The sequence below is a fragment of the Catellatospora tritici genome (genome assembly GCF_019083965.1).
Taxonomy (GTDB): Bacteria; Actinomycetota; Actinomycetes; order Mycobacteriales; family Micromonosporaceae; genus Catellatospora; species Catellatospora tritici.
The window spans coordinates 261,650-282,438 of sequence record NZ_JAHRCY010000004.1; the positions used below are offsets into that span (position 1 = coordinate 261,650).

The 20,789-nt window shown below is 72.6% G+C and carries 12 protein-coding genes; 7 read left to right on the forward strand and 5 right to left on the reverse strand.

Features of this window, described 5'->3' with window-relative positions:
- Nucleotides 1–69 precede the first annotated feature (69 nt).
- The 4 genes from KUA19_RS10955 to KUA19_RS10970 form a co-directional block, all read right to left on the reverse strand.
- Complete coding sequence (locus tag KUA19_RS10955; protein WP_217396078.1) at nucleotides 70–1,563, reverse strand: hypothetical protein; 1,494 nt, start codon at nucleotides 1,561–1,563, stop codon at nucleotides 70–72.
- A 172-nt stretch (nucleotides 1,564–1,735) separates the two neighbouring features.
- Entirely contained in the window at nucleotides 1,736–2,233 is a 498-nt protein-coding gene (locus KUA19_RS10960; RefSeq protein WP_217396079.1) for an RNA polymerase sigma factor, read from the reverse strand.
- Entirely contained in the window at nucleotides 2,230–2,478 is a 249-nt protein-coding gene (locus KUA19_RS10965; RefSeq protein WP_217396080.1) for a hypothetical protein, read from the reverse strand. Before KUA19_RS10965 ends, KUA19_RS10960 begins: the two co-directional genes overlap by 4 nt.
- Nucleotides 2,479–3,018: 540 nt before the next feature.
- A complete protein-coding gene (locus KUA19_RS10970) occupies nucleotides 3,019–3,744 on the reverse strand; it encodes a DUF998 domain-containing protein (RefSeq protein WP_217396081.1) in 726 nt (241 codons plus the stop codon).
- A 139-nt stretch (nucleotides 3,745–3,883) separates the two neighbouring features.
- Between KUA19_RS10970 and KUA19_RS10975 the strand changes: the two genes are divergently transcribed.
- From KUA19_RS10975 to KUA19_RS10985, 3 genes are read left to right on the forward strand one after another with little or no spacing between them, the layout of a single operon-like run.
- The gene (locus KUA19_RS10975) at nucleotides 3,884–4,207 is read left to right on the forward strand and encodes a YciI family protein (RefSeq protein ID WP_217396082.1); all 324 of its coding nucleotides are present in this window, start codon (nucleotides 3,884–3,886) and stop codon (nucleotides 4,205–4,207) included.
- Between the two features lie 6 nt (nucleotides 4,208–4,213).
- On the forward strand, nucleotides 4,214–6,121 hold the full coding sequence (locus tag KUA19_RS44490; protein ID WP_217396083.1) for an RNA polymerase sigma factor: 1,908 nt from the start codon (nucleotides 4,214–4,216) through the stop codon (nucleotides 6,119–6,121).
- 49 nt (nucleotides 6,122–6,170) lie between these two features.
- Nucleotides 6,171–6,782, forward strand: a complete 612-nt coding sequence (locus KUA19_RS10985; RefSeq protein WP_217396084.1) for an HD domain-containing protein — start codon at nucleotides 6,171–6,173, stop codon at nucleotides 6,780–6,782.
- A gap of 49 nt (nucleotides 6,783–6,831) precedes the next feature.
- Here the strand turns inward: KUA19_RS10985 and argG are convergent, their stop codons facing one another.
- Complete coding sequence (gene argG, locus KUA19_RS10990; RefSeq protein ID WP_217396085.1) at nucleotides 6,832–8,286, reverse strand: argininosuccinate synthase; 1,455 nt, start codon at nucleotides 8,284–8,286, stop codon at nucleotides 6,832–6,834.
- Between the two features lie 230 nt (nucleotides 8,287–8,516).
- Here argG and KUA19_RS10995 point away from each other — a divergent pair, with 230 nt between their 5' ends.
- The 4 genes from KUA19_RS10995 (at nucleotide 8,517) to KUA19_RS11010 (ending at nucleotide 20,722) form a co-directional block, all read left to right on the forward strand.
- Nucleotides 8,517–13,334, forward strand: coding sequence for a non-ribosomal peptide synthetase (locus tag KUA19_RS10995; protein ID WP_217396086.1), 4,818 nt, complete (start codon nucleotides 8,517–8,519; stop codon nucleotides 13,332–13,334).
- The gene (locus KUA19_RS11000) at nucleotides 13,331–18,694 is read left to right on the forward strand and encodes a non-ribosomal peptide synthetase/MFS transporter (RefSeq protein ID WP_217396087.1); all 5,364 of its coding nucleotides are present in this window, start codon (nucleotides 13,331–13,333) and stop codon (nucleotides 18,692–18,694) included. Before KUA19_RS10995 ends, KUA19_RS11000 begins: the two co-directional genes overlap by 4 nt.
- 68 nt (nucleotides 18,695–18,762) lie before the next feature.
- On the forward strand, nucleotides 18,763–19,830 hold the full coding sequence (locus KUA19_RS11005; RefSeq protein ID WP_217396088.1) for a hypothetical protein: 1,068 nt from the start codon (nucleotides 18,763–18,765) through the stop codon (nucleotides 19,828–19,830).
- Between the two features lie 109 nt (nucleotides 19,831–19,939).
- Nucleotides 19,940–20,722 (forward strand): SGNH/GDSL hydrolase family protein, encoded by a 783-nt coding sequence (locus tag KUA19_RS11010; RefSeq protein WP_217396089.1) that lies wholly within the window; start codon nucleotides 19,940–19,942, stop codon nucleotides 20,720–20,722.
- The last annotated feature ends 67 nt before the right edge of the window (nucleotides 20,723–20,789 follow it).

Consider the following 20,789-nt stretch of genomic DNA (forward strand, 5'->3'; position numbering starts at 1 on the left):
CGCCCGCGCGACCGGACCGACGAAAGCGCCGCCGCGGGCGATGCCCACGGCGGCGAGGTTTCGGTGTGCCTACTGGTACGAGACGAAGACCGGGGACGGGTCGACCGCGACGGTCTGTCGGGGCGAGAACGTCGGCTTGTCCTCGTCGTAGAAGTTCTTCCAGCCCCACCAGACGCGGGACGGTGCCTCGTCGCGCACCCGCTGCCAGGTTGCCATCTTCTCGCCCGCCGTGCCGAAGCCGTCGGCGTGGATCACGAAGCTCAGTTCGTCGCGGCTGGTGTCGAGGTTCGCGCGGCTGCTGATCATCTCGGTCAGGAACTGGTGCAGCATCAGGACCTTCTGCGGCAGATGGTGCGCCCGGGTCAGGTCGGCGAGCCACGCGGCCGTCTCGTTGATCTCGTTCGCGGCGACCGAGCCGATCTGCACCATGTGGATCTGATGCGGAGACAGGCGCCACTCCGGGTCGAGCGCGAGTCCCACGTGCGGCTGCACCAGGAGTTCCTCGTACCGCTTGGCCTGGGTGAGGAAGTCGGTGCGGCCGGGCTGCAGGTCGAGCACCACGTAGATGCCCGCGGTCCGGGCGGCGTCGACCCAGGGACGCAGCTGGTCGACCGTGGACTCGTTGGAGTAGTCGCCGTCGGGCCCGGGATCGGCCGAGGCCACCGTGGCGATGATCTCGAAGGCGGGCACGACCACGTCGTCGCTGTCCACGGCGCGGTAACTCGCGGCGACCTTCTTGGCGCGCTCGACCGCCTTGTCGACGCCCTGCTCGCCGAGCGAGCCGAGGCCCGCGTCGCCCGGGTGGCCGTACAGGGCGACCAGGCGGCGGTGGGGGAACAGCACCTGACGTCCACCTGGCAGCAGGGTTCCCGTGGCGGCCGTCTCGATCTGGTAACGCACCCGCTCGGCCGAGCCGAAGGCGCTGCCCAGGGCGAGCACATGCGTCGGGACCTGGCCCGACAGCGCCTTGATCGCGTCATCGTCGGCGCGCGGGTCGGCTTCCTTCAGTTCGAGGACGCGGGCACCGCTCGCCTTCGCGGTGGCGGTCGCCGCCGCGGCGTCGGCCTGGTTCAGCGTCAGCACGACCAGCTGGTCGAGCTTGGCCGCACCGGGAACCTTCGGGAGCTTCGCGTTGTTCAGCGGTTGCACCGCCTCGCCCTTGCCCGCGTGTTCGCGAGCCCAGCTGTTCGCCGCTTCGCCGACGGGGACCAGGGTCTGCGGCGCGAGCCGGTCGAGTTCGGTGCGCAGCGCGGCCGACGCGCCGTCTCCGGCAGCGGTGAGTAGCACGGGCACGCCGAGTTTGACCGCGGCGGAGCTCGCCTCGGCCATGCTCGCGACGTCCTGTTCTCCCACCAGGACGACGGCGGGAGCGGAGCGGAACAGCGATCGGCTGGTCTGCAGGGCCAGTTCGGCGCCTACTGCGGCGGCCACGACGGTGGTCGGCTCGCCGGGCATGATCGTGCGGGCATCGGGTCGGGTGCTGGAGTCGAGGGCCAGCGCGGTGCAGCCGTTGGTCAGCAGCACGCAGGCGAGCAGCACCGGACTGAGCCGAGACAGGAGCATGTGCGCCTCACAGGTTGAGCAACCACAAAATGGACATTCTGTACGTACGGTAACCGTTCGGGTGCAGAGTGTCCGGTAGATACGGTATTTGTCACCGTGATCCGTAATCGTGGACGCTGGGTGTCGCGATAGCAGCATTGAGCGTCCACGATTACGGATCATCCGGGTGGTGTCAGCCGGCCAGGTCGGCCGATGTGGCGAGCTGCTGCCGCAGCCGCTCGCGGGCCCGGTGCAGCCGCACCCGCACCGCACCGGGCGCCATGCCGAGCACCGTGGCGATCTCGGACGGCGTGAGCTGTTCCCAGGCCGACATGGTGACGATCGCCCGGTCCTGCGCGGACAGTTCTGCCAGCGCGTCGTGCACGTGCGGGTAGCTGGGCGGCGGAGCGGCCGCCGAGACCACCTCGCCCAGCAGGCGCACCAGCCGGTCCCGACGGCGCGTTCCGCGCCGGTGGTTGGCCAGCGTCCGGTGCGCCACCCCGAACAGCCACATCCGGGCGGCTTGCCCCTCGGGCACCTGCTTGATACGCCGCCAGGCCACGACGAACACCTCGTGCAGCAGGTCGGCGGCGTCGGCGGGCTGCTCGCACCGGCGGGCCAGGAACGCCAGCACGTCCTGGCGGTTCTCCTGGTAGATCGCCTCGAACCGGTCCTGTCGGATGGCGCTCATCGGCCACCGCCGATCCGGGTGTTGAGCAACGGGTCGCAATTGAGGTCGAATTGCCGCTCGATGGGCGCCGGATCCCCGCTCGCGACGGCATCAGCGAGCTGGTGCTGTTTCTCCATGAACCCGCCGCCGGCAACGGCAGGCCAGATGTCCCAGGCGGTCGACGCTCGCACCATCGTCGTCGCCTCGGCGAGCGCGGTGGCGTCACCATCGGCCCTGCACGCAGCCACCTGTCCAGCCAGGCGCATTGCGCGGTGCCCGCCAGGCTGGAGCGCAGGCCGTCGCGCTGCCAGAGCCCGCCGGTCTCGACGATCCGCTGCCGGATCCGTTCGAACGTGACACCGGGCGGCAGCGGATACTCCCGCTGCAGCCCGTCCAGGTACGGTCCCAGCTCAGGGGAGGCGGCGTTCAGGAACTCGCTTGTGTCGACCTCCGTGGCGTCCTCCTCGCCGAACAGGTCGGTGTGCAGGCCGAACCAGTCGGCGGTGGCCGGTGCGGCCACCCCGATTGCCAGCAGGGCCGCGAGCGCGGCGCCGATCAGCGTCCGGCGACGCCTGATCCGTGCCCGGCGTGCCGCTCCGCTGATCACCGCGCCCAGGTCGTCCAAGGCGCGGGTGACCGAGGGTGCGGCCAGGTCCGCACCGCTCAGTGGATCTGCCGAACGCAGCAGCGTGTCCAGCTGCTCGTCGGCGTTCGGGTCGTTCATCGCGTCCTCTCGGGCCGGACCGGTCGTCGTTTCACCACACACCTGTCCACGAGCCGCCTCAGCGTTACGGACGTGACGCGGGTCACGATGAGCGATCGGCCTCGACAGCGGCGCCCGGCTGCGCCCAGGGGCGCAGGCGGGGGGCGGGCGGTCGCGCAGGGTTCCGGGGGCGCAGTAGCCGAGCGGCGAGGGTCGAGATCCAGAGCATCGCGGCGATGACTCCGACCGCGAGGGTGAGCGATCCGGCTTTGCCGCCGCTCATCGCCCACAGGTTGCCGAGCAGCGCGGCGGTGCCCGCGATGCGCGAAACGACAGCGTCGGTGCGGTCACCGGTGCGACCGTAGCCACGTCCGAGGACGTGGCAGGCGGCGATCAGGGCGGCGAAGGCGATCGTCCCGGACGCGAAGTGGGCGTAGCTGTGCCAGCTGAGTGCCGTGGGCATCCCGGCCGAGGTGCCCACGGGGAACCCGTCGGCGGGGTCCATGACGAACACGCCCGCGGCGATCATGCCGATGCCGTTGACGGCGACCAGGCGCGGCACCCAGGTGCTGGTCAAGACCCGGCGCAGACCCGCCGCGCCGAGGACGGTGAGCAGTCCGCAAACAAGGAAGTTGCTGATCTGCAGCCAGCCCAGCGAGCCGGTGCTCAGCATGCTCAGCGGGTGCCGGGTCAGGTCGAAGCCCGCCCGGGTGGCGGCCTGCGCCAGGCTGACCGTCGCCCACAGCGGCGCGGCGACGGCCGCGCAGCCCAGCAGGACGCGGGTGCTGGCGGAGGAAGTGGTGACGGACGTGGCGGCGACGGCGGTCATGCCGGGACTCCTCGAATCTCGAAGGCTTGCTCTCGCGGACACGTCGAGCGAGGCGATGTGACAGGGAATAGACTCGTTCCCTGTCACATCGCCGGATCGACGTATGGGCGTCAAGCACCTGCGAAACCGAAGGAGCAACATGCGCTACCTGATGACGTCCCTGGCCAACGACTCGGCCCCCGACGAGAAGCTGTTCGCCGAGATGGCGAAGTTCATCGAGGAGATGAGCGCGGCCGGAATCCTGCTCGCCACGGGCGGGCTGGAACGCGGCGGCGTGCGGCTGACCTCGGTCGGCGACGAGATCACCGTGACCGACGGTCCGTTCGCGGAGGCGAAGGAGGCCGTGGCCGGTTTCGCGCTGGTCGAGGTCCGGTCCCGCGAGGAGGCGATCGAGCTGGGCCGCCGCTTCCGCAAGATCGTCGGGGACGGCGTGAGCGTGATCCAGCAGGTCTACGGGGCGTAGGAACTCGTGACCGTCGCCTCCGGCACCGTCGACGCGGTCTGGAAACTCGAGTCAGCCCGGATCATCGCCGGGCTGACTCGCCTCGTACGCGACGTCGGCCTCGCCGAGGAACTCGCTCAGGACGCCTTCGTCGCCGCCCTCGAACAGTGGCCGGAGACGGGGGTGCCCGACAACCCCGGCGCCTGGCTGATGGCGGTCGCCAAACGCCGCGCGGTCGACCAGATCAGACGCTCCCAGCTGCTCGAACGCAAGCAGGAACAGCTGGCCCGGGACCTGGAGCAGCAGCCCGAACGTGAACCCGACGACGTGCTGCGGCTGATGTTCATCTCCTGCCACCCGGTGCTGCCCACCCCGGCCCGGGTGGCGCTCACCCTGCGGTTGATCGGCGGCCTGACGGCGGCGGAGATCGCGCGGGCCTTCCTGACCACCGAGCCGAGGATCACGGCGCGGATCGCCGAGGCCAAGCAGACCATCGCGGCCCGGCAGGTCCCCTACGAACTGCCGAGCGGTCCCGAGCTGTCGGCCCGGGTGGCCTCCGTCCTCGAGGTCGTCTACCTCATCTTCAACGAGGGCTACTCGGCCAGCGCGGGCGAGGACCTGGTCCGGCGTGAGCTGTGCCTGGAGGCGCTGCGACTCGGTCGACTGCTGGCCGAACTGGCCCCGCACGAGCCGGAGGCGCACGGACTCGTGGCGCTGATGGAGATCCAGGCCTCCCGCACCGACGCGCGGACCGGCCCCGACGGCGAACCCGTGCCGCTGCACGAACAAAACCGGGCCCGCTGGGATCAGCTGCTCATCCGGCGCGGCTTCACCGCGATGCTGCGCGCCCGCGATCTCGGCGGCGCTCCCGGCCCGTATGTGCTCCAGGCCGCGATCGCGGTCTGCCACGCGCAGGCCCGCACGGCGCAGGACACGGACTGGGCCCAGATCGCCACCCTGTACGCGTCGCTGGCGCGGCTGCTGCCCACGCCCGTCGTGCAGCTCAACCGGGCCGTGGCGGTCGGCATGGCCGAGGGGCCGCGGGCGGGACTGGACCTGGTCGACTCGCTGACCGGTGATCCGGCGCTGCGGGACTACCACCTGTTGCCCGCCGTACGCGCGGATCTGCTGGCCAAGCTCGACCGGCCGGCCGAGGCCCGACTGGAGTTCGAACGCGCCGCCGCGCTCACGGGCAACGCCGCCGAGCGCGAGTTCCTGCTGCGCCGCGCGGTTCGGCTCGCCGCCGCACCCTCGGGTCGGACGCTGGGTGAGGGGGCGCGGGAGTTCCTGGCACGGGCCGACCTGGACGCCGCGACGCTCAGGTCGTATGGCCAGACCCTGCGGCGCCTGTGCCTGTCCCTCGGCGACGGGCTCGCGCTGGCCGCACTGTCACCGTCGCAGGTGGCCACGGTGTTCACGATGTCCTGGGACGGCGCCGCGGCCCGTACCTGGAACCGGCACCGGGCGGCGGTCCGCTCCTTCGGCGTCTGGGCCGACCTCGGCGAGCTGACGGCCGGGGTCGACCGCCGGGTGGAGACTTCGTCGCCACCCCGGATTCTTGACGTCGACGCCCTGTGGGCGCGTGAACTGCCGATACGCGAGCACACCCTGTGGCGGATGCTGCACGAGTCGGCGGCGGGGGCGGCGGCGGTCCTGGCGCTCAACGTCGAGGATCTGGACCTGGCGGACCGCCGGGCGAGATCGGGGCGGGGATGGATCGGCTGGCGCGCGCAGACCGCGCGGCTGCTGCCGGAACTGCTCGCCGGGCGTACCCGTGGACCGGTGTTCCTCGCCGACCGCCGCCCGGCACCCGCGCGCACCCCGGCCGAGGCCGACCTGTGCCCGCACACCGGCCGCGGCCGCCTGTCCTACGAGCGCGCCGAGTACCTGTTCAAACAGGCCACCGGCCACACGCTGCGCCGACTCAGGTCGTGACCGGCCCCGGTCCCTTGACAGCGCACGGGCGGGTGGCTGGGATGTAGCCATGCCGGGGCGGAGGACGACGATCCCGTCCGACCGCCGGATCCGCGCTCTGCACGAGCGGTACGCGCCGAGCGCGGCCGCTTTCGAGCTCGTCTACACCCACTGCGAGATCGTGTGCGCGCTGGCGGAGCGGCTGCTCGACGGCGGGCACCCGGGGCTGGACGTGGACCTGGTGCGGGCGGGCTGCCTGCTGCACGACATCGGCGTGTACCGCCTCTACGACGAGACGGGCCGACTCGACCAGCGCGACTACGTCCGCCACGGCGTGCTCGGTCGGGATCTGCTGCGCGACCTGGGGTTCCCGGAGGTGCTGGCCCGGTTCTGCGCCCACCACACCGGCGTCGGCCTCACCGCCGCCGACGTGCGCGGCCAGGCGCTGCCGCTGCCCGTCGGCGACTACCTGGCCGAGACGGACGAGGAGCAGCTCGTGATGTACGCCGACAAGTTCCACAGCAAGACCATGCCGCCGGTGTTCGTCACCGCGGCGACCTACGCCGAGAACGTCCGGCGCTTCGGCGAGGACAAGGTGGTTCGGTTCGCGGCGATGGTGGCGCGCTTCGGCGAGCCGGACCTGCCGGGGCTGGCCCAGCGCTACGGGCACCCGGTGGTGTGACGACGAATGGGCCGCGACCAGCCGGTCGCGGCCCATTCGTGCAGACCGGTCAGTCGGTGCCGGACTCCATCGCGGACACGCTCAGCATGCCCTCGTCGCTGGCGGCCTCGTCGCGCTCGGCGATCGCCTCGGCACCGCCCTCGGGCAGGACCCCGATCAGCATCGTGGTGGCCTGCTGAGCGGAGTCGGCGGTCAGGGCCGCGTGCTGGCGGCTGCCGACGATGCCGATCCGGGCGTACTGCTCCAGCTTGGCGCGGGAGTCGGCGATGTCGAGGTTGCGCATGGTCAGCTGGCCGATCCGGTCGACCGGGCCGAACGCGGCGTCCTCGGTGCGCTCCATGGACAGCTTGTCCGGGTGGTAGCTCAGCGCCGGGCCGGTGGTGTCGATGATCGAGTAGTCCTCACCGCGCCGCAGCCGCAGCGTGACCTCGCCGGTGATCGCCGAGCCGACCCAGCGCTGCAGCGACTCGCGCAGCATCAGCGCCTGCGGGTCGAGCCAGCGGCCCTCGTAGAGCAGCCGACCGAGGCGACGGCCCTCGGCGTGGTACGCGGCGATGGTGTCCTCGTTGTGGATCGCGTTGACCAGCCGCTCGTACGCGGCGTGCAGCAGTGCCATGCCGGGGGCCTCGTAGATGCCCCGGCTCTTGGCCTCGATGATCCGGTTCTCGATCTGGTCGGACATGCCCAGGCCGTGGCGGCCGCCGATGGCGTTGGCCTCCAGCACCAGCTCGACGGCGGTGCCGAACTCCTTGCCGTTGATGGTGACCGGGCGGCCCTGTTCGAAGCCGACGGTGACGTCCTCGGGCAGGATCTCCACGGCCGGGTCCCAGTGCCGTACACCCATGATCGGCTCGACGATCTCGATGCCCGTGTCGAGCAGTTCCAGCGACTTGGCCTCGTGGGTGGCGCCCCAGATGTTGGCGTCGGTGGAGTAGGCCTTCTCGGTGCTGTCGCGGTAGGGCAGCCCGTGGGCGAGCAGCCACTCCGACATCTCCTTGCGGCCACCGAGCTCGGCGACGAACTGGGCGTCCAGCCACGGCTTGTAGATCCGCAGCGAGGGGTTGGCCAGCAGCCCGTAGCGGTAGAACCGCTCGATGTCGTTGCCCTTGAAGGTGGAGCCGTCGCCCCAGATCTGCACGCCGTCCTCGAGCATGGCGCGCACCAGCAGCGTGCCGGTGACCGCGCGACCGAGCGGGGTGGTGTTGAAGTAGGCGCGGCCGCCGGAGCGGATGTGGAACGCGCCGCAGGCCAGGGCGGCCAGACCCTCCTCGACCAGGGCGGTGCGGCAGTCGACCAGGCGGGCGAGTTCGGCACCGTATGCGGCGGCCCGTCCCGGGACCGACTCGATGTCGGGTTCGTCGTACTGCCCGATGTCTGCGGTGTAAGTGCAGGGCACCGCTCCCTTCTCGCGCATCCACGCGACCGCTACGGAGGTGTCGAGGCCGCCGGAGAAGGCGATTCCGACGTGTTCGCCGACAGGAAGGGAGGTAAGTACCTTGGACACGGAGGAAGTATATGCATGGTGGGGCATTGTTATGCAAGCCGGGGTGGACGGCGCGTGGCGTCGTTCACTCGACGGAGGTGATGACTTTCGGACATCTGAATTTGTCAACGAAGTTATTACAAACCTTCCGCTGCCTGCGAACGCACGGTATTAACGTACCGGCCAAAAACTTGGATGTGTCGATGGTGAGGAGACCCCTCGGGCACGTCCCTTGCGGGAGGCGGATACCGATGAACGCTGTCGTGGACGGGGTGGGGCTGATCCACCGGGCCTTCGAGGCTCAGGCGCGGCGGACCCCCGATCGGGTCGCGGTCGTCCGGGGCACCCGTGAACTGACGTACGCCGAGGTCGATCGCCGAGCCAACCAGCTCGCCCGGGTGCTGCGCCGGCACGGCGCGGGCCGCGAAACCCTGGTCGGGGTGTGCCTGCCCCGCGACGAGTGGCTGGTCCCGTCGCTATTGGCGGTGCTGAAATCCGGAGCCGCCTACGTCCCGCTCGATCCCGCGTACCCGCACGAGCGCCTGGCGCTGATCGCCGCCGACGCGGACCTACGCCTGGCGCTGCTCGGCCCGGACCAGGCCGCGCCGTGGCTGACCGGCACCACGGTGACCCCGGGCGTGGACGGCCTCGACGAGGACGGCGGCGAGCTCGTGCCGGTCAACGAGCCGCACGACGCCGCGTACGTCATCTACACCTCCGGCTCCACCGGCCGCCCCAAGGGCGTGGTCATCGAGCACCGCAACACCGTGAACATGATCGGCTGGGTCGCCGGAGCCTACGACGCCGACGAACTCGGCGGGATGATGGCCGGGGCGTCGATCTGCTTCGACTTCTCGGTCGCCGAGATCTTTCCGCCACTGACCGTCGGCGGGACCGTGATCCTGCTGGAGAACGCCCTCGGCCTGCTCGACGACCCGGCCCGCGGCCGTATCCGCTTCGCCACCGGCGTTCCGTCGGCGCTGACCGCGGTCCTCGACACGGCGCTGCCGCCCTCGGTGCGTACCGTGATCACCGGTGGGGAGCGGGTGACCCGGGCCCTGGTCGACCGGATCCTCGCCAACCCCGGCGTGACCCGGGTGACCGCCGCCTACGGGCCGACCGAGTGCACCACCTACAGCACCGCCTACGACGTCCACCGCGACGACGCCGTCGAGCCGATCCCGCTCGGCGGGCCCGTGTGCGGAGCCGTGCTGTCGGTGCGCGACGAGGCGGGCCGCCCGCTGGCCGACGGCGAGCAGGGTGAACTGTGGATCGGCGGACCCCTGGTCGGCCGCGGCTACCTGCACCGGTCCGACCTGACCGAGGCGGCCTTCCGCGAGGTGCCCGGTGGGCGGATGTACCGCACCGGCGACCTGGTCAGCGTGTCGCACGGGCGGCTGCTGTTCCACGGCCGCACCGACGACCAGGTCAAGGTGCGCGGCTTCCGGGTGGAGCTCGGCGAGGTCGAGGCCGCGCTGCTGACCCATCCGGGGGTACGTAACGCCGTGGTGCTGCCCGTCGCCGACGGCACCGGCGTCGGCGCCCTGGCCGCGTATGCCGAGTCCGCGGCGTCGGTCACCCCGGCCGAGCTGGCCTCCTACCTGCGTGCACGCTTGCCCGCCCACATGGTGCCCGACCGCGTCACGGTGCTGGACCGCATCCCGATCAGCAGCACCGGCAAAGCCGACCGCCAGGCCCTCGCCGCGCTGGAGGCGGCGGCCGAGCCGGTCGAGGTAGTGGCACCGCGCGACGACACCGAACGGCGCGTCTGGGACATCGCGACCGCCGTGCTCGGGCGCACCGGGTTCGGGGTGCTGGAACCGCTGACCCGGATCGGCGCGCACTCACTGACCGCGGCCCGCGTCAGCGCTCGGCTGGCCGCCGAATTCGGCAGCGCTCCGAGCCCGGCCGAGGTGCTGGCCGCGAGCATCGCCGACCTGGCCGCCGCCCTCGCCGGGGCGGTCCCGACGGCCCCGCGCCCAGCCCCCACCCGCCATCCCGGACGCACCAGCTACCCGCTCACCACCGCCCAGCGCGAATTCATGATGATCCGCGAACTGGGCGGCCCCGGCGCCACCACGATCGGCCAGCACCTGCGCTGCCACGGTGTCTCCGACGCCGCACTGCTGCGGGCGGCCCTGGACGCGCTGGTGGCCCGGCACGAAGCGCTGCGCACCCGGCTCGTCGGGACCGACGCCCCGGTCGAGGTCCTGCCGCCCTCGCCGGTGCCGCTGCGTATCGTCGAGGCCGCCGGGTTGTCCCAGGCGGCCCGGCAGGCGGTGGCCGAGCCGTTCGACCTGGCCGCGGGCGTGCCGCTGGTCCGCGCCGTGGCCGCTCCCGCCGACCTCGAGGACGCCTGGGACCTGGTGTTCCTGACCGACCACACCGTGTTCGACGGCTGGTCCACCGGCGTACTGATGCGGGAGCTGGCCGCCGACCTGGCCGCGCAGCGGCGCGGTGCGCCGCCCGCGCCCCCCGGAGACCGACTGCAGCTCGGCGACCTCGCCCTGCACGATCAGTGGGCACCGGCGAACGACGAACACAGTCGGTACTGGCGCGAGGTGCTCGCCGGGGTCGCCGCACCGCACGACCTACCGGGTACGGCGGAGGCCGCAGACGGCCTGGGCCGCCACCAGGTCCCCATCCCCGCCGACCTGGTACGTCGGATCACCCGTCTGGCCGCCACCGCACAGGTCACCCCGTTCGCCGTGTACCTGGCCGCGCTGGCGGTGGTGGTCAACGGCCTGACCGGCCGCGCCGACACGCTGCTGAGCAGCCCGTACGCCCGCCGTGACGAACCGGCCCGCGAAGACGTCATCGGTCCGCTGCTGGCCATGATGCCGATCCGGCTCGACGTCACCCCGCAGAGTTCGTTCAGTGCCCTGGCCGCGCAGGCCGTGGCCGCGACCACGGCCGGACTCGGCCACACCGACCTGCCGTTCGAGGACATCGTCGCCGCGGTGTCGCGTCCGGCGGGCGCGCCCGCGCTGCCGGTGGCGCTGAGCCTGCAGCCGCCGGAACTCGCCGTCGGAGTCCGCGCGGACGAGGTGACCGTGGAGCTGGTCGACGAGCTGCGCGGCGGCGGCCACCCCGACGTGCTGTCGTTCTTCGTCAACGAGAGCATCGGCGGCACCCGGCTGGCGGTGGAGTACCCGCGTGGGCGCTTCGGCGCCGCTGACGCTGCGGCGCTGGCCGACCGGCTGCTGCGGGTGCTGGCGACCGCCGTCGCCGAGCCGCACCGGCCCGTCGGCAGCATCGAGCTGCTCAGCGCCGAGGAACTCGACCGGGTACGGTCCTGGGGCGAGGCATCGGCCACCGAGCAGCCGCGGACCCTCGTCGCCGCCGTTCTCGACCAGGCCCGGCGCGCCCCCGACCGGATCGCGGTCACCGCGGTCGACGGTGACCTCACCTACGCCGAGCTGGCCGCCGAATCGGCCCGCGTCGCCGGGACGTTGCTGGCCGCCGGGATGCGCCCCGGCGAGATCGTCGCCGGATGCCTGCCCCGGCAGCGGCTGGTGCCCGCCCTCCTGCTGGGCATCTCACGCGCGGGCGGCACGTTCCTGCCGCTGGACCCCGACCACCCCACCGAGCGGCTGTCCTACCAGGTCGGCGACTGCGACGTACGGTTCGTGCTCGCCGCCGGGACCGGACTGGCCACGGCGCGGCAGCTGACCGCGCACCACGCCGGATTGCGCCTGATCGACGCCGCCGCCCTGCCCGGCGGTCCCGCGCCCGCCGACGCCCCCGACCTCGACGACATCTGCTACGTCCTCTACACCTCCGGCTCCACCGGGCGGCCCAAGGGCGTGGAGGTCAGCCACCGCAGCCTCGGGGTGAACCTGGCCGCGATGCGTCAGGTCATGCACGTGACCGCCGACGACACGGTGCTGTCGGTGTCACCGATCTCCTTCGACGTCGGCCACCTGGGCATCTGGCTGCCACTGACCACCGGCGGACGATGCGTGCTGGTCGACAACGCCACCGCCACCGACGGCAACCTGCTCGCCCGGCGGCTGCACGACACCGGGGTCACCGTCTGCTTCGTACCGCCGAGCGGGCTGCGGCTGCTGGTCACCGTGGGCTGGACCGGCAAGTCCGACCTGCGCGCCATGTCGATCGGCGAGGCCATCGACCCGGCGCTGGCGCGGGCACTGTACGGCCTGGTCGGGCAGCTGTGGAACGGCTATGGCCCGACCGAGGCGGCGATCGCCGCCACCGTGCACCAGGCGACCGGGCACGAGCGCCTGTCGGTGCCGATCGGGCGGCCGCTGCCCGGATACCGCGTCTACGTCGTCGACCACGCCGGTCGGCCGGTCCCGCCCGGGGTGCTGGGTGAGCTGTGGATCGCCGGTCCTGCGGTGTCCCGCCGTTACCGCAACCGCCCCGAGGAGACGCGGGCCGCGTTCGGCACCGATCCGTTCCGCCCCGACCAGCTCCGCTACCGCACCGGGGACCTGGTGCGGTGGCTGCCCGACGGGCGGATCGACTTCGTCGGACGCCGCGACCACCAGGTCAAGGTGCGCGGCCACCGGATCGAACTCGGCGAGATCGAATGGGTGCTGCGCGAGCATCCGCTGGTCGCCGACGCGTGCGTGGCCACCGCGCAGCTGGCGGGCGAGACCAATCTGGTCGCCTACGTGGTGTGGCGCGGGGCCGCCGACGTCGCGTCGGTGCAGGCGACGCTGGGGGAGCGGCTGCCGTCGTACATGGTGCCGCAGCGTTGGGTGCAGCTGTCCGCGCTGCCGCTCAACGCCAGCGGCAAGATCGACCGCAGGGCGCTGCCCGACCCGGCCGAGAGCGACCGGCCCCGGGTGGCCCCGGCCACGGCGATGGCGGAGTTCGCCGCCGGGATCTGGGCCGAGGTGCTGCAACTGGCCGAGGTGTACGCCGGGGACGACTTCTTCGCCCTCGGCGGGCACTCGTTCGCCGCCAACCGCGTCACCGGCCGCATCCGCGACATCCTCGACTGCGAGGTGCCGGTGCGGCTGCTGTTCGACCACCCGGTGCTGTCGGCGTACGCCGCCCAGTTGGAGATCCTCGCCCTGGAGTCGATGGAGGAGACGGTATGACCGACGTCGTCAGCGACCGCGAGGAACGCCTGCGCGCCCTGCTCGCCGCCCGCCAGGCCACCGCCGCCGCCCGCGTCCCGCAGCAGCGCGACCCGGCCGCGCCCGTCCGGCTGTCGGCCGCGCAGCACGCCATGTGGCTGCTGTGGCAGCTCGACCCGGACAGCCCCGCCTACCACGTGCCGGTGCCGCTGCGGCTGTCCGGACCACTGGACGAACCGGCGCTGCGCGCCGCGATCACCGACGTCGTCGCCCGCCACGACGTGCTGCGCACCGTCATCGGCGCCGACGGCGCGGTGACCCTGCGACCCGCTGAGGCCGTCCCGCTGCGCGGCGCGACCGTGCCCGAGTCCGACCTGGACCGGCTCGCGGCCGAGGGCGACTGGGCCCCGTTCGCCCTGGACACGGCACCGCCGATGCGGGTGGCGCTGTGGTCGGCCGACGACGGCGACGAGCACCTGCTGCTGTTCACGTTCCACCACATCGCCATGGACGCCTGGTCGATCCGGCTGTTCCTGGACGAGCTGGCCGCCGCGTACACCGCCCGCATGCACGGCGGCCCGACCCCCACCGACCCGGCGCCCCAGTACGCCGACCTGCCGCCGCCGCCGACCGACCGCGTAGCCGCCGCCGTCGCCTGGTGGCGTGACCGGCTGACCGGCCTGCCCCCGGCACTGGACCTGCCGACCGACACCGCCCGCGACGCCCGCGTACGCCACGACGCCTGCCACGTGCCGGTACACGTCCCGGCCGAACTGGCCGACCGGATGCGCGCCTACGCCCGCGAACACGGCTGCACCCCGTTCATGCTGCTGCTCGCCTCGTTGCAGGTGCTGCTGGCCCGGCTGTCCGGCAGCACCGACATCGCGATCGGCGTGCCCGAGGCGGGCCGCCACCACGCCGACAGCGAACGCGTGCTCGGCTCCTTCATCAACACCCTGGTGGTGCGCGGCGACGTCACGCCCGACCGCACCGGGCGCCGGCTCGTCGCGGCCGCCCGTGACGCCGCCCTGGCCGCCTACGCCCATGCCGAGGCCCCGTTTGCGCAGGTCGTCGACGCCGTCGGCGCGCCCCGCACCCCCGGGCTGACCCCGCTGTTCCAGGTGCTGCTCAACGTCTATGACGCCGTCCCGGCGCCGCAGGGCTTCCCCGACCTGCGGGTGCGCGTGACCGAACCGCTGCCGCCGACGGCGAAGTTCGACCTGAGCTGGAACATCGAGGACCACGGGCCCGACGGCATGCACGGGCTGCTGGTCACCCGCCGCGACCTGATCGGCGGCGATACCGCGGCCCGCCTGGTCGCCTGGCACCTCGCGCTGCTGGACGGCATCCTGTCCGACCCGGACACGCCCGTGCAGGCGCTGCCGCTGGCCCCGGTCACCGCGCCGCTGCTGGCCGGACCGGATCCCGCAGCCGACCCGCGCCCCATGCACGCGCTGTTCGAACAGGCCGCCGACCGCGATCCCGACGCGGTGGCCGTGGTCGGCCCGGACGGCGCCCGCACCTACGCCGAGCTGGACCGTAGCGCCAACCGGCTGGCCCACCGGCTGCTGGCCGCCGGGGTCGGCCCCGGCGACACCGTCGGCGTGCTGTGCGAACGCGGCACCGGCCTGGCGGCCGCGCTGCTCGGCGTGCTCAAGGCCGGAGCGGCGTACGTGCCCCTCGATCCGGCCTACCCCACCGACCGGATCACCGCGATGCTCGCCGCGGCGGGCGCGCGGGTGGTGCTCACCGACGCCGACCTCGCCGGACGGGTCACCGGGGACGTGGCGACGGTCGTGGTCGACGCCCCGGCCGACGCCCCCGACCATCGGCCCGGGGTGACCGTCGGCGCCGGGGACCTGGTGTACGTCATCTTCACCTCCGGCTCGACGGGCCAGCCCAAGGGTGTGGCCGTCGAACACGGGCAGCTCGTGCGCTACCTGGCCGGGGCGCTCGGACGGATGGGGCCGGACCTCGGCTCGTACGCCCTGGTCTCCACGATCGCCGCCGACCTGGGACTGACCAACGTGTTCGGGGCGCTGGCCACCGGCGCCACCCTGCACCTCGTCGACCGCGAGGTCGCCACCGACCCGGTCGCGCTGGCCGCCTACCTGGCCGAGCACCCCGTGGACGTGCTCAAGTGCGTGCCCAGCCACCTGGAGATGCTGGCCGCGCACGGCGACCTGGCCGCGCTGCTGCCGCGCAGGCTGCTGCTGGTCGCCGGGGAACCATGCCCGTGGACGCTGGTGCACCGGATCCGGGCGCTGCGCCCCGACCTGGCCGTACAGAACTCGTACGGCCCCACCGAGACCACCGTCGCGGTGTTCATGTGTGACGTCGACGAGGTGCCTGAGCCGCGCCGCCACGGCGTCGTGCCACTGGGCCGCCCACTGCCCGGCGTGCGCTGCCACGTCACCGGCCCCGACGGCCGCCCCGTGCCCGTCGGGATGCCCGGCGAGCTGTGGATCGGCGGCCCGAGCGTGGCCCGCGGCTACGCCGGACGCGACGACCTGACCGCCGAACGGTTCGTGCCCGACCCGCTGGACGCCGCCGGACGCTGCTACCGCACCGGCGACCGGGTCCAGCTCATGCCCGACGGCGAGGTCAGGTTCCTCGGCCGCCTCGACGACCAGGTAAAGGTACGCGGGTTCCGGATCGAGCTCGGTGAGGTCGCCGCCGCCCTGCGCGACGCGCCGGGCGTGGCCGAGGCCGCGGTGCTGCCCGTCGGTGAGGCGCACCAGCGTCGCCTGGTCGCCTGGATCGCACCGCAGACCGCCGACCCGGCCGCCGTCCGGGCGGCGCTACGGGCCCGGCTGCCGGAGTACATGCTGCCCTCGGCCCTGGTCACGCTGCCCGCGCTGCCGCTGACCCCAAACGGCAAGGTCGACCGGGCGGCCCTGCCGGTGCCCGACAGCCGGGGCGGCGCCGGTGACGGCGGCCCGCCGCAGACCGCGTACGAGCAGCGGGTGGCGCAGGTGTGGCAGGCGATCCTCGGCGTCGACACCGTCGGCCGCGACGACGACTTCTTCGCCCTCGGCGGCGACTCGTTCCAGGCGGTCCGGGCCGTCCGCGACATCGACCCCGGCCTGCGCGTCATCGACCTGTTCACCGCCTCGACCGTCCGCGACCTCGGCGCGCTGCTGCAGTCTCGCGCCGAAGGAGGCGACACGGCCGCCGGGCTGCTGCACCGCCTCGGCGGCCCGCCCGCCGGGACTGCCGCGGACCTGACGGTGGTGTGCGTGCCCTACGGCGGCGGCTCGGCCGCCGCGTACCGGCCGCTGGCCGAGGCGCTCGGCCCGAAGGTCGCCACCCTGGCCGCCGAGCTGCCCGGACACGACCCGGCCCGCCCGGACGAACCCCTGCTCGCCCTCGACGAGCTGGTCGACCGGCTGGCCGACGAGGTGATCGCCACCGTGTCCGGCCCGTTGCTCGTATACGGCCACTGCGTCGGCACCGCCGTGGCCACCGCCCTGGCCCGACGCCTGGAGGCACGCGGGATCACGCTGGTCGGCCTGGTCGTCGGCGGCGCGTTCCCCGCCGCACGGCTGCCCGGACGGCTGTCGGCGCTGGTCAACCGCATCCTGCCCACCGACCGGATGGTGTCGGACCGGTCCTACCGCGACTGGCTGCGCCTGATCGGGGGCATGGAGGACCTCGACGAGGCCGAGACCGACCGGATGATGCTCAGCCTGCGCCACGACGCGCGCCAGTCCGAGGACTGGTTCACCGCCGAGCTGACCCGCCCGCAGCCGCAGCCGCTCACTGCCCCGGTGCTGTGCGTGGTCGGCGAACGCGACCGCAGCACCGAGCTCTACCAGGAGCGCCACCTGGAATGGGCGGCGTTCGCGCCGCGGGTGGAGCTGGCGACCATCCCGCGGGCCGGGCACTACTTCGTCAAACACCAGGCGGGGCAGCTCGCCGCGATCATCGGGGAGCGGGTGGCGGCCTGGCGGGCGGGCCGGCTGCCGTCGCCGCGTACCGCCGACGGGGCCGTGCACGGCTCCCGGATGCGCCACGACCTGCGCGCCTTCTACACCGTCGCGTTCGGTCAGACCGTGTCCCTGGTCGGCTCGGCGATCGGGTCGTTCGCGCTCGGCGTGTGGGCGTACCAGCGCAGTGGCCGCACCTTCGACTATGCCCTGGTCACCATGCTCGCGATGCTGCCCACGATCGCGTTCCTGCCGGTCGGCGGGGCGCTGGCCGACCGGCTAGACCGCCGTCGCATCATGTTCGTCTGCGACGGGCTGTCGGCCCTGGTCATGCTGGTGCTGGCCCTGCTGCTGTGGCGCGATCAGTTGAGCCTGGCGGTGGTGGCGTTGGCGGCAGGGCTCGGCTCGACGATCACGGCGTTCCACCGCCCGGCCTGGCTGGCGGCGGTCGCGCAGCTGGTGCCCAAGCCGTACCTCACCCAGGCCAACGCCCTCGCCCAGCTCGGCACCGGGATCGGCATGCTGCTCGCGCCGCTGGCGGGCGGCGCCCTGATCGTGGCGGTCGGCCTGCCGTGGGTGGTCGCGCTGGACGTGGCCTCGTTCATGATCGGTCTGCTGACGCTGCTGGCGGTGCGGTTCCCGGACCGGCTGTTCCGGCGCCGCGACGAGACGTTGCAGCAGGCGCTGCTCGGCGGCTGGCGGTACCTCACCCGCCGCCGCCCGCTCATGGTCATGATCGTGTACTTCATGCTGGTGAACTACCTGTTCACCGTCGCCCTGGTGGCCTCCACCCCGATGGTGCTGGCGTTCGGCGACGCCGGTGACCTCGGTCTGGTGACCGCGGCCAGCGGCGCCGGGGCGGCCCTGGGCAGCCTCGTCATGCTCGTCTGGGGCGGCACCCGGCGACGGGCCACCGGAATGGTCGGCTTCGTCATCGGCGTGGGCCTGGGCGTCGCGCTGATGGGGCTGCGCCCGTCCGTGGTGCTGATCTGCGCCGGTGCCCTGCTCTGGTGGGCCAGCCTGAGCATCCTCAACGCCCACTGGATGGCGATGATCCAGCTGAAGGTGGGGCTGGAACTGCAGGGCCGGGTGCTGGCCACCAACCAGATGCTGGCGGTGGCCATGACACCGCTGGCGTTCGTGACCGCGCCGCTGGTCGCCGACCACGTGTTCACGCCGCTGCTGGACACCGGCGGTGCGCTGGCGGGCAGTCTCGGCCCGGTACTCGGCGTCGGGCCGGGCCGGGGCATGGGTCTGCTGCTGCTCGTGGCCGGGGTGGCCCTGGTGCTGCTCGGCATCGCCGGGCTGCGCTACCGGCCGCTGGCCAGGATGGAGGACGCGCTGCCCAACGCGACCACGGGCGCGGAGATCCCCGACGACCTCGACGGGGTCCAGGCCGAGGCGGACCGGGCATTGGCCGTCCAGGCCGGGGCGGCGGCGGGGCGTCCGTGATCTGACATCCATCAAGCTGAATGTTTTGACGATACTGAAGGCCCTCGTCCCTCACTGTAGGAGTCTTCATGAAGGTCAAGACCTGGGTGGCCAGAGCCGCGACGGTCCTGCTGACCGCCGCCGCCGCGGCCACCGTGGCGGGCGCGCCGGCGCAGGCCGCCGTGCCTGACAAGTTCGGGTTCGCGCTGTGGTCCGGCGGTGTCGTCTCGCAGGCGGTGCCGTCGACCACGTCGGTCACCCCCGGCGTGCCCGGCCGGTGGACGGTCAAGTTCCCCGGCCAGGGCATCGCCGGTGGCGTCGTGCACGTCACCGCCGTGCACGACGCGCTCACCAGCCCCAACGGCCGCTTCTGTCAGGCCGAGAGCTGGGGCCCGGACACGTCGCTGCCGCCCAACGAGATCGTCAAGGTCGCCTGCTACCGCACCACCGGCGTGCTCGACCCCGCCCCGGGCTTCTCGGTCCAGTTCGCACGCAGCTCCGGCGGCATCGGCGGCGGCCTCTACGGCTACATGTACAACAACGCCGCCTGCGGCATCATCACCAACTACACCACGCTCGGCTTCGGCACCACCTGCACCCATGTCGGTATCGGCCAGTACTCGATCGCGTTCACCGGCCTGGGCACCCCCGGGCCGCAGGACGGCGGCATCCAGGTGACCGCGGTCAACGCCGCCGCGGCCGCCCGCTGCAAGGTCGCCAGCTTCCAGTCCTCGCCCAACGGGCAGTTCTTCCGCATCCTGTGCTACAACCACCTCGGTGCGCTGGCCGACAACGCGTTCACCTCGACGTACCAGTTCAAGCGGTCGCTGTACGGCCCGGCCTTCCCGCCCAACCGCTTCGGCTACATCTGGAACGTGCCCGGCGCAGGCCCGGCGTCGACGAACTACAACTCGATCTTCGGCAGCAATGGCCTGAGCGCGGGCCCGCCGGTGTGGACCATCAAGTACTACCAGCTCGCGGCCAGCCTGCCCGGCAACTCCCAGGCCACCGCGTACGGCACCACGCCGTCGTTCTGCGGCTTGCACAAGCCCTGGTCGATCGCGGGAACCGACATCCTGGTGCTGGTCAACTGCTTCGACAACGCCGGTAACCCGATCGACTCCGGCTTCTTCAGCAGCTACTCGTCCCAGGCCTGATCGGACGTTCACCACGCGTGCCGCCCTACCCGGGCGGCACGCGTGGACCTTCACGTTCGTGAATGTTTCTGGCAGCATGTGCGCACCCCCTACCCCTTGGGAGAGCCACATGCCGTTCCCGCTCCGCGCCGCCGTACCCCTGCTGGCGGCCCTCTCCTTCGTCCTGCTCGGCGCACCCGCCCACGCCGCCGCGCCCACCTACACCGCCCTCGGCGACTCCTACGCCTCCGGCACCGGCACCCGCGAGTACTTCGACACAACGTGCCAGCGCTCCTCGTACGCCTATCCGGTCCTCGACGCCGCCCGCCTCGGCGCCACGCTCACCTTCGCCGCCTGCGCCGGTGCGAAGATTCCCGACGTCCTCAACAAGCAGCTGGGCAGCCTCAACGCCGGGACCCGGTACGTCACGGTCAGCGCGGGCGGCAACGACATCGGCTGGTCCTCGGTGATCGTCCAGTGCGCCAAGCCCTGGCCCTACACCTGCTGGGGTCAGATCGACACCGCCGAGAACTACATCCGCAACACCCTGCCCGGCCAGCTCGACGGGCTGTACGACCGCATCCGCTCCCTGGCCCCGAACGCGACCGTGGCCGTGGTCGGCTACCCGCGCCTGTTCAACGGCGAGGAGTGCAACGTCATCGCCCGCATCTCGCCCGGAGAGCAGACCGAACTCAACGCGGCCGCCGACCTGCTCGCGACCACCATCAAGGCCAGGGCCACCGCGCACGGCTTCGTCTTCGTCGACGCGCGTGGTCCCTTCACCGGACACGCTGTCTGCGACGACGTCGAATGGCTCAACGGCACGTCGCTGCCGACGGGGGAGTCCTACCACCCGAACCGGTCCGGCCACGTCGGTTACGCGGGCATCGTGGAGACCGCGCTGCGGGCCTGACGTCCAGGGCCCATGACGCTCAGGGCCCCGCTGTGGCGGACCTGTAGGTCGGCTGTAGCGGGGCCCG

Coding starts and splice junctions, on each gene's coding strand:
- KUA19_RS10985 (WP_217396084.1), top strand. CDS start 6,171: ATGCCGGGGCGGAGGACGACGATCCCGTCCGACCGCCGGATCCGCGCT.
- KUA19_RS10955 (WP_217396078.1), bottom strand. CDS start 1,563: ATGCTCCTGTCTCGGCTCAGTCCGGTGCTGCTCGCCTGCGTGCTGCTG.
- KUA19_RS10970 (WP_217396081.1), bottom strand. CDS start 3,744: ATGACCGCCGTCGCCGCCACGTCCGTCACCACTTCCTCCGCCAGCACC.
- KUA19_RS10995 (WP_217396086.1), top strand. CDS start 8,517: ATGAACGCTGTCGTGGACGGGGTGGGGCTGATCCACCGGGCCTTCGAG.
- KUA19_RS11005 (WP_217396088.1), top strand. CDS start 18,763: ATGAAGGTCAAGACCTGGGTGGCCAGAGCCGCGACGGTCCTGCTGACC.
- KUA19_RS10965 (WP_217396080.1), bottom strand. CDS start 2,478: ATGCGCCTGGCTGGACAGGTGGCTGCGTGCAGGGCCGATGGTGACGCC.
- KUA19_RS10975 (WP_217396082.1), top strand. CDS start 3,884: ATGCGCTACCTGATGACGTCCCTGGCCAACGACTCGGCCCCCGACGAG.
- KUA19_RS11000 (WP_217396087.1), top strand. CDS start 13,331: ATGACCGACGTCGTCAGCGACCGCGAGGAACGCCTGCGCGCCCTGCTC.
- KUA19_RS10960 (WP_217396079.1), bottom strand. CDS start 2,233: ATGAGCGCCATCCGACAGGACCGGTTCGAGGCGATCTACCAGGAGAAC.
- KUA19_RS11010 (WP_217396089.1), top strand. CDS start 19,940: ATGCCGTTCCCGCTCCGCGCCGCCGTACCCCTGCTGGCGGCCCTCTCC.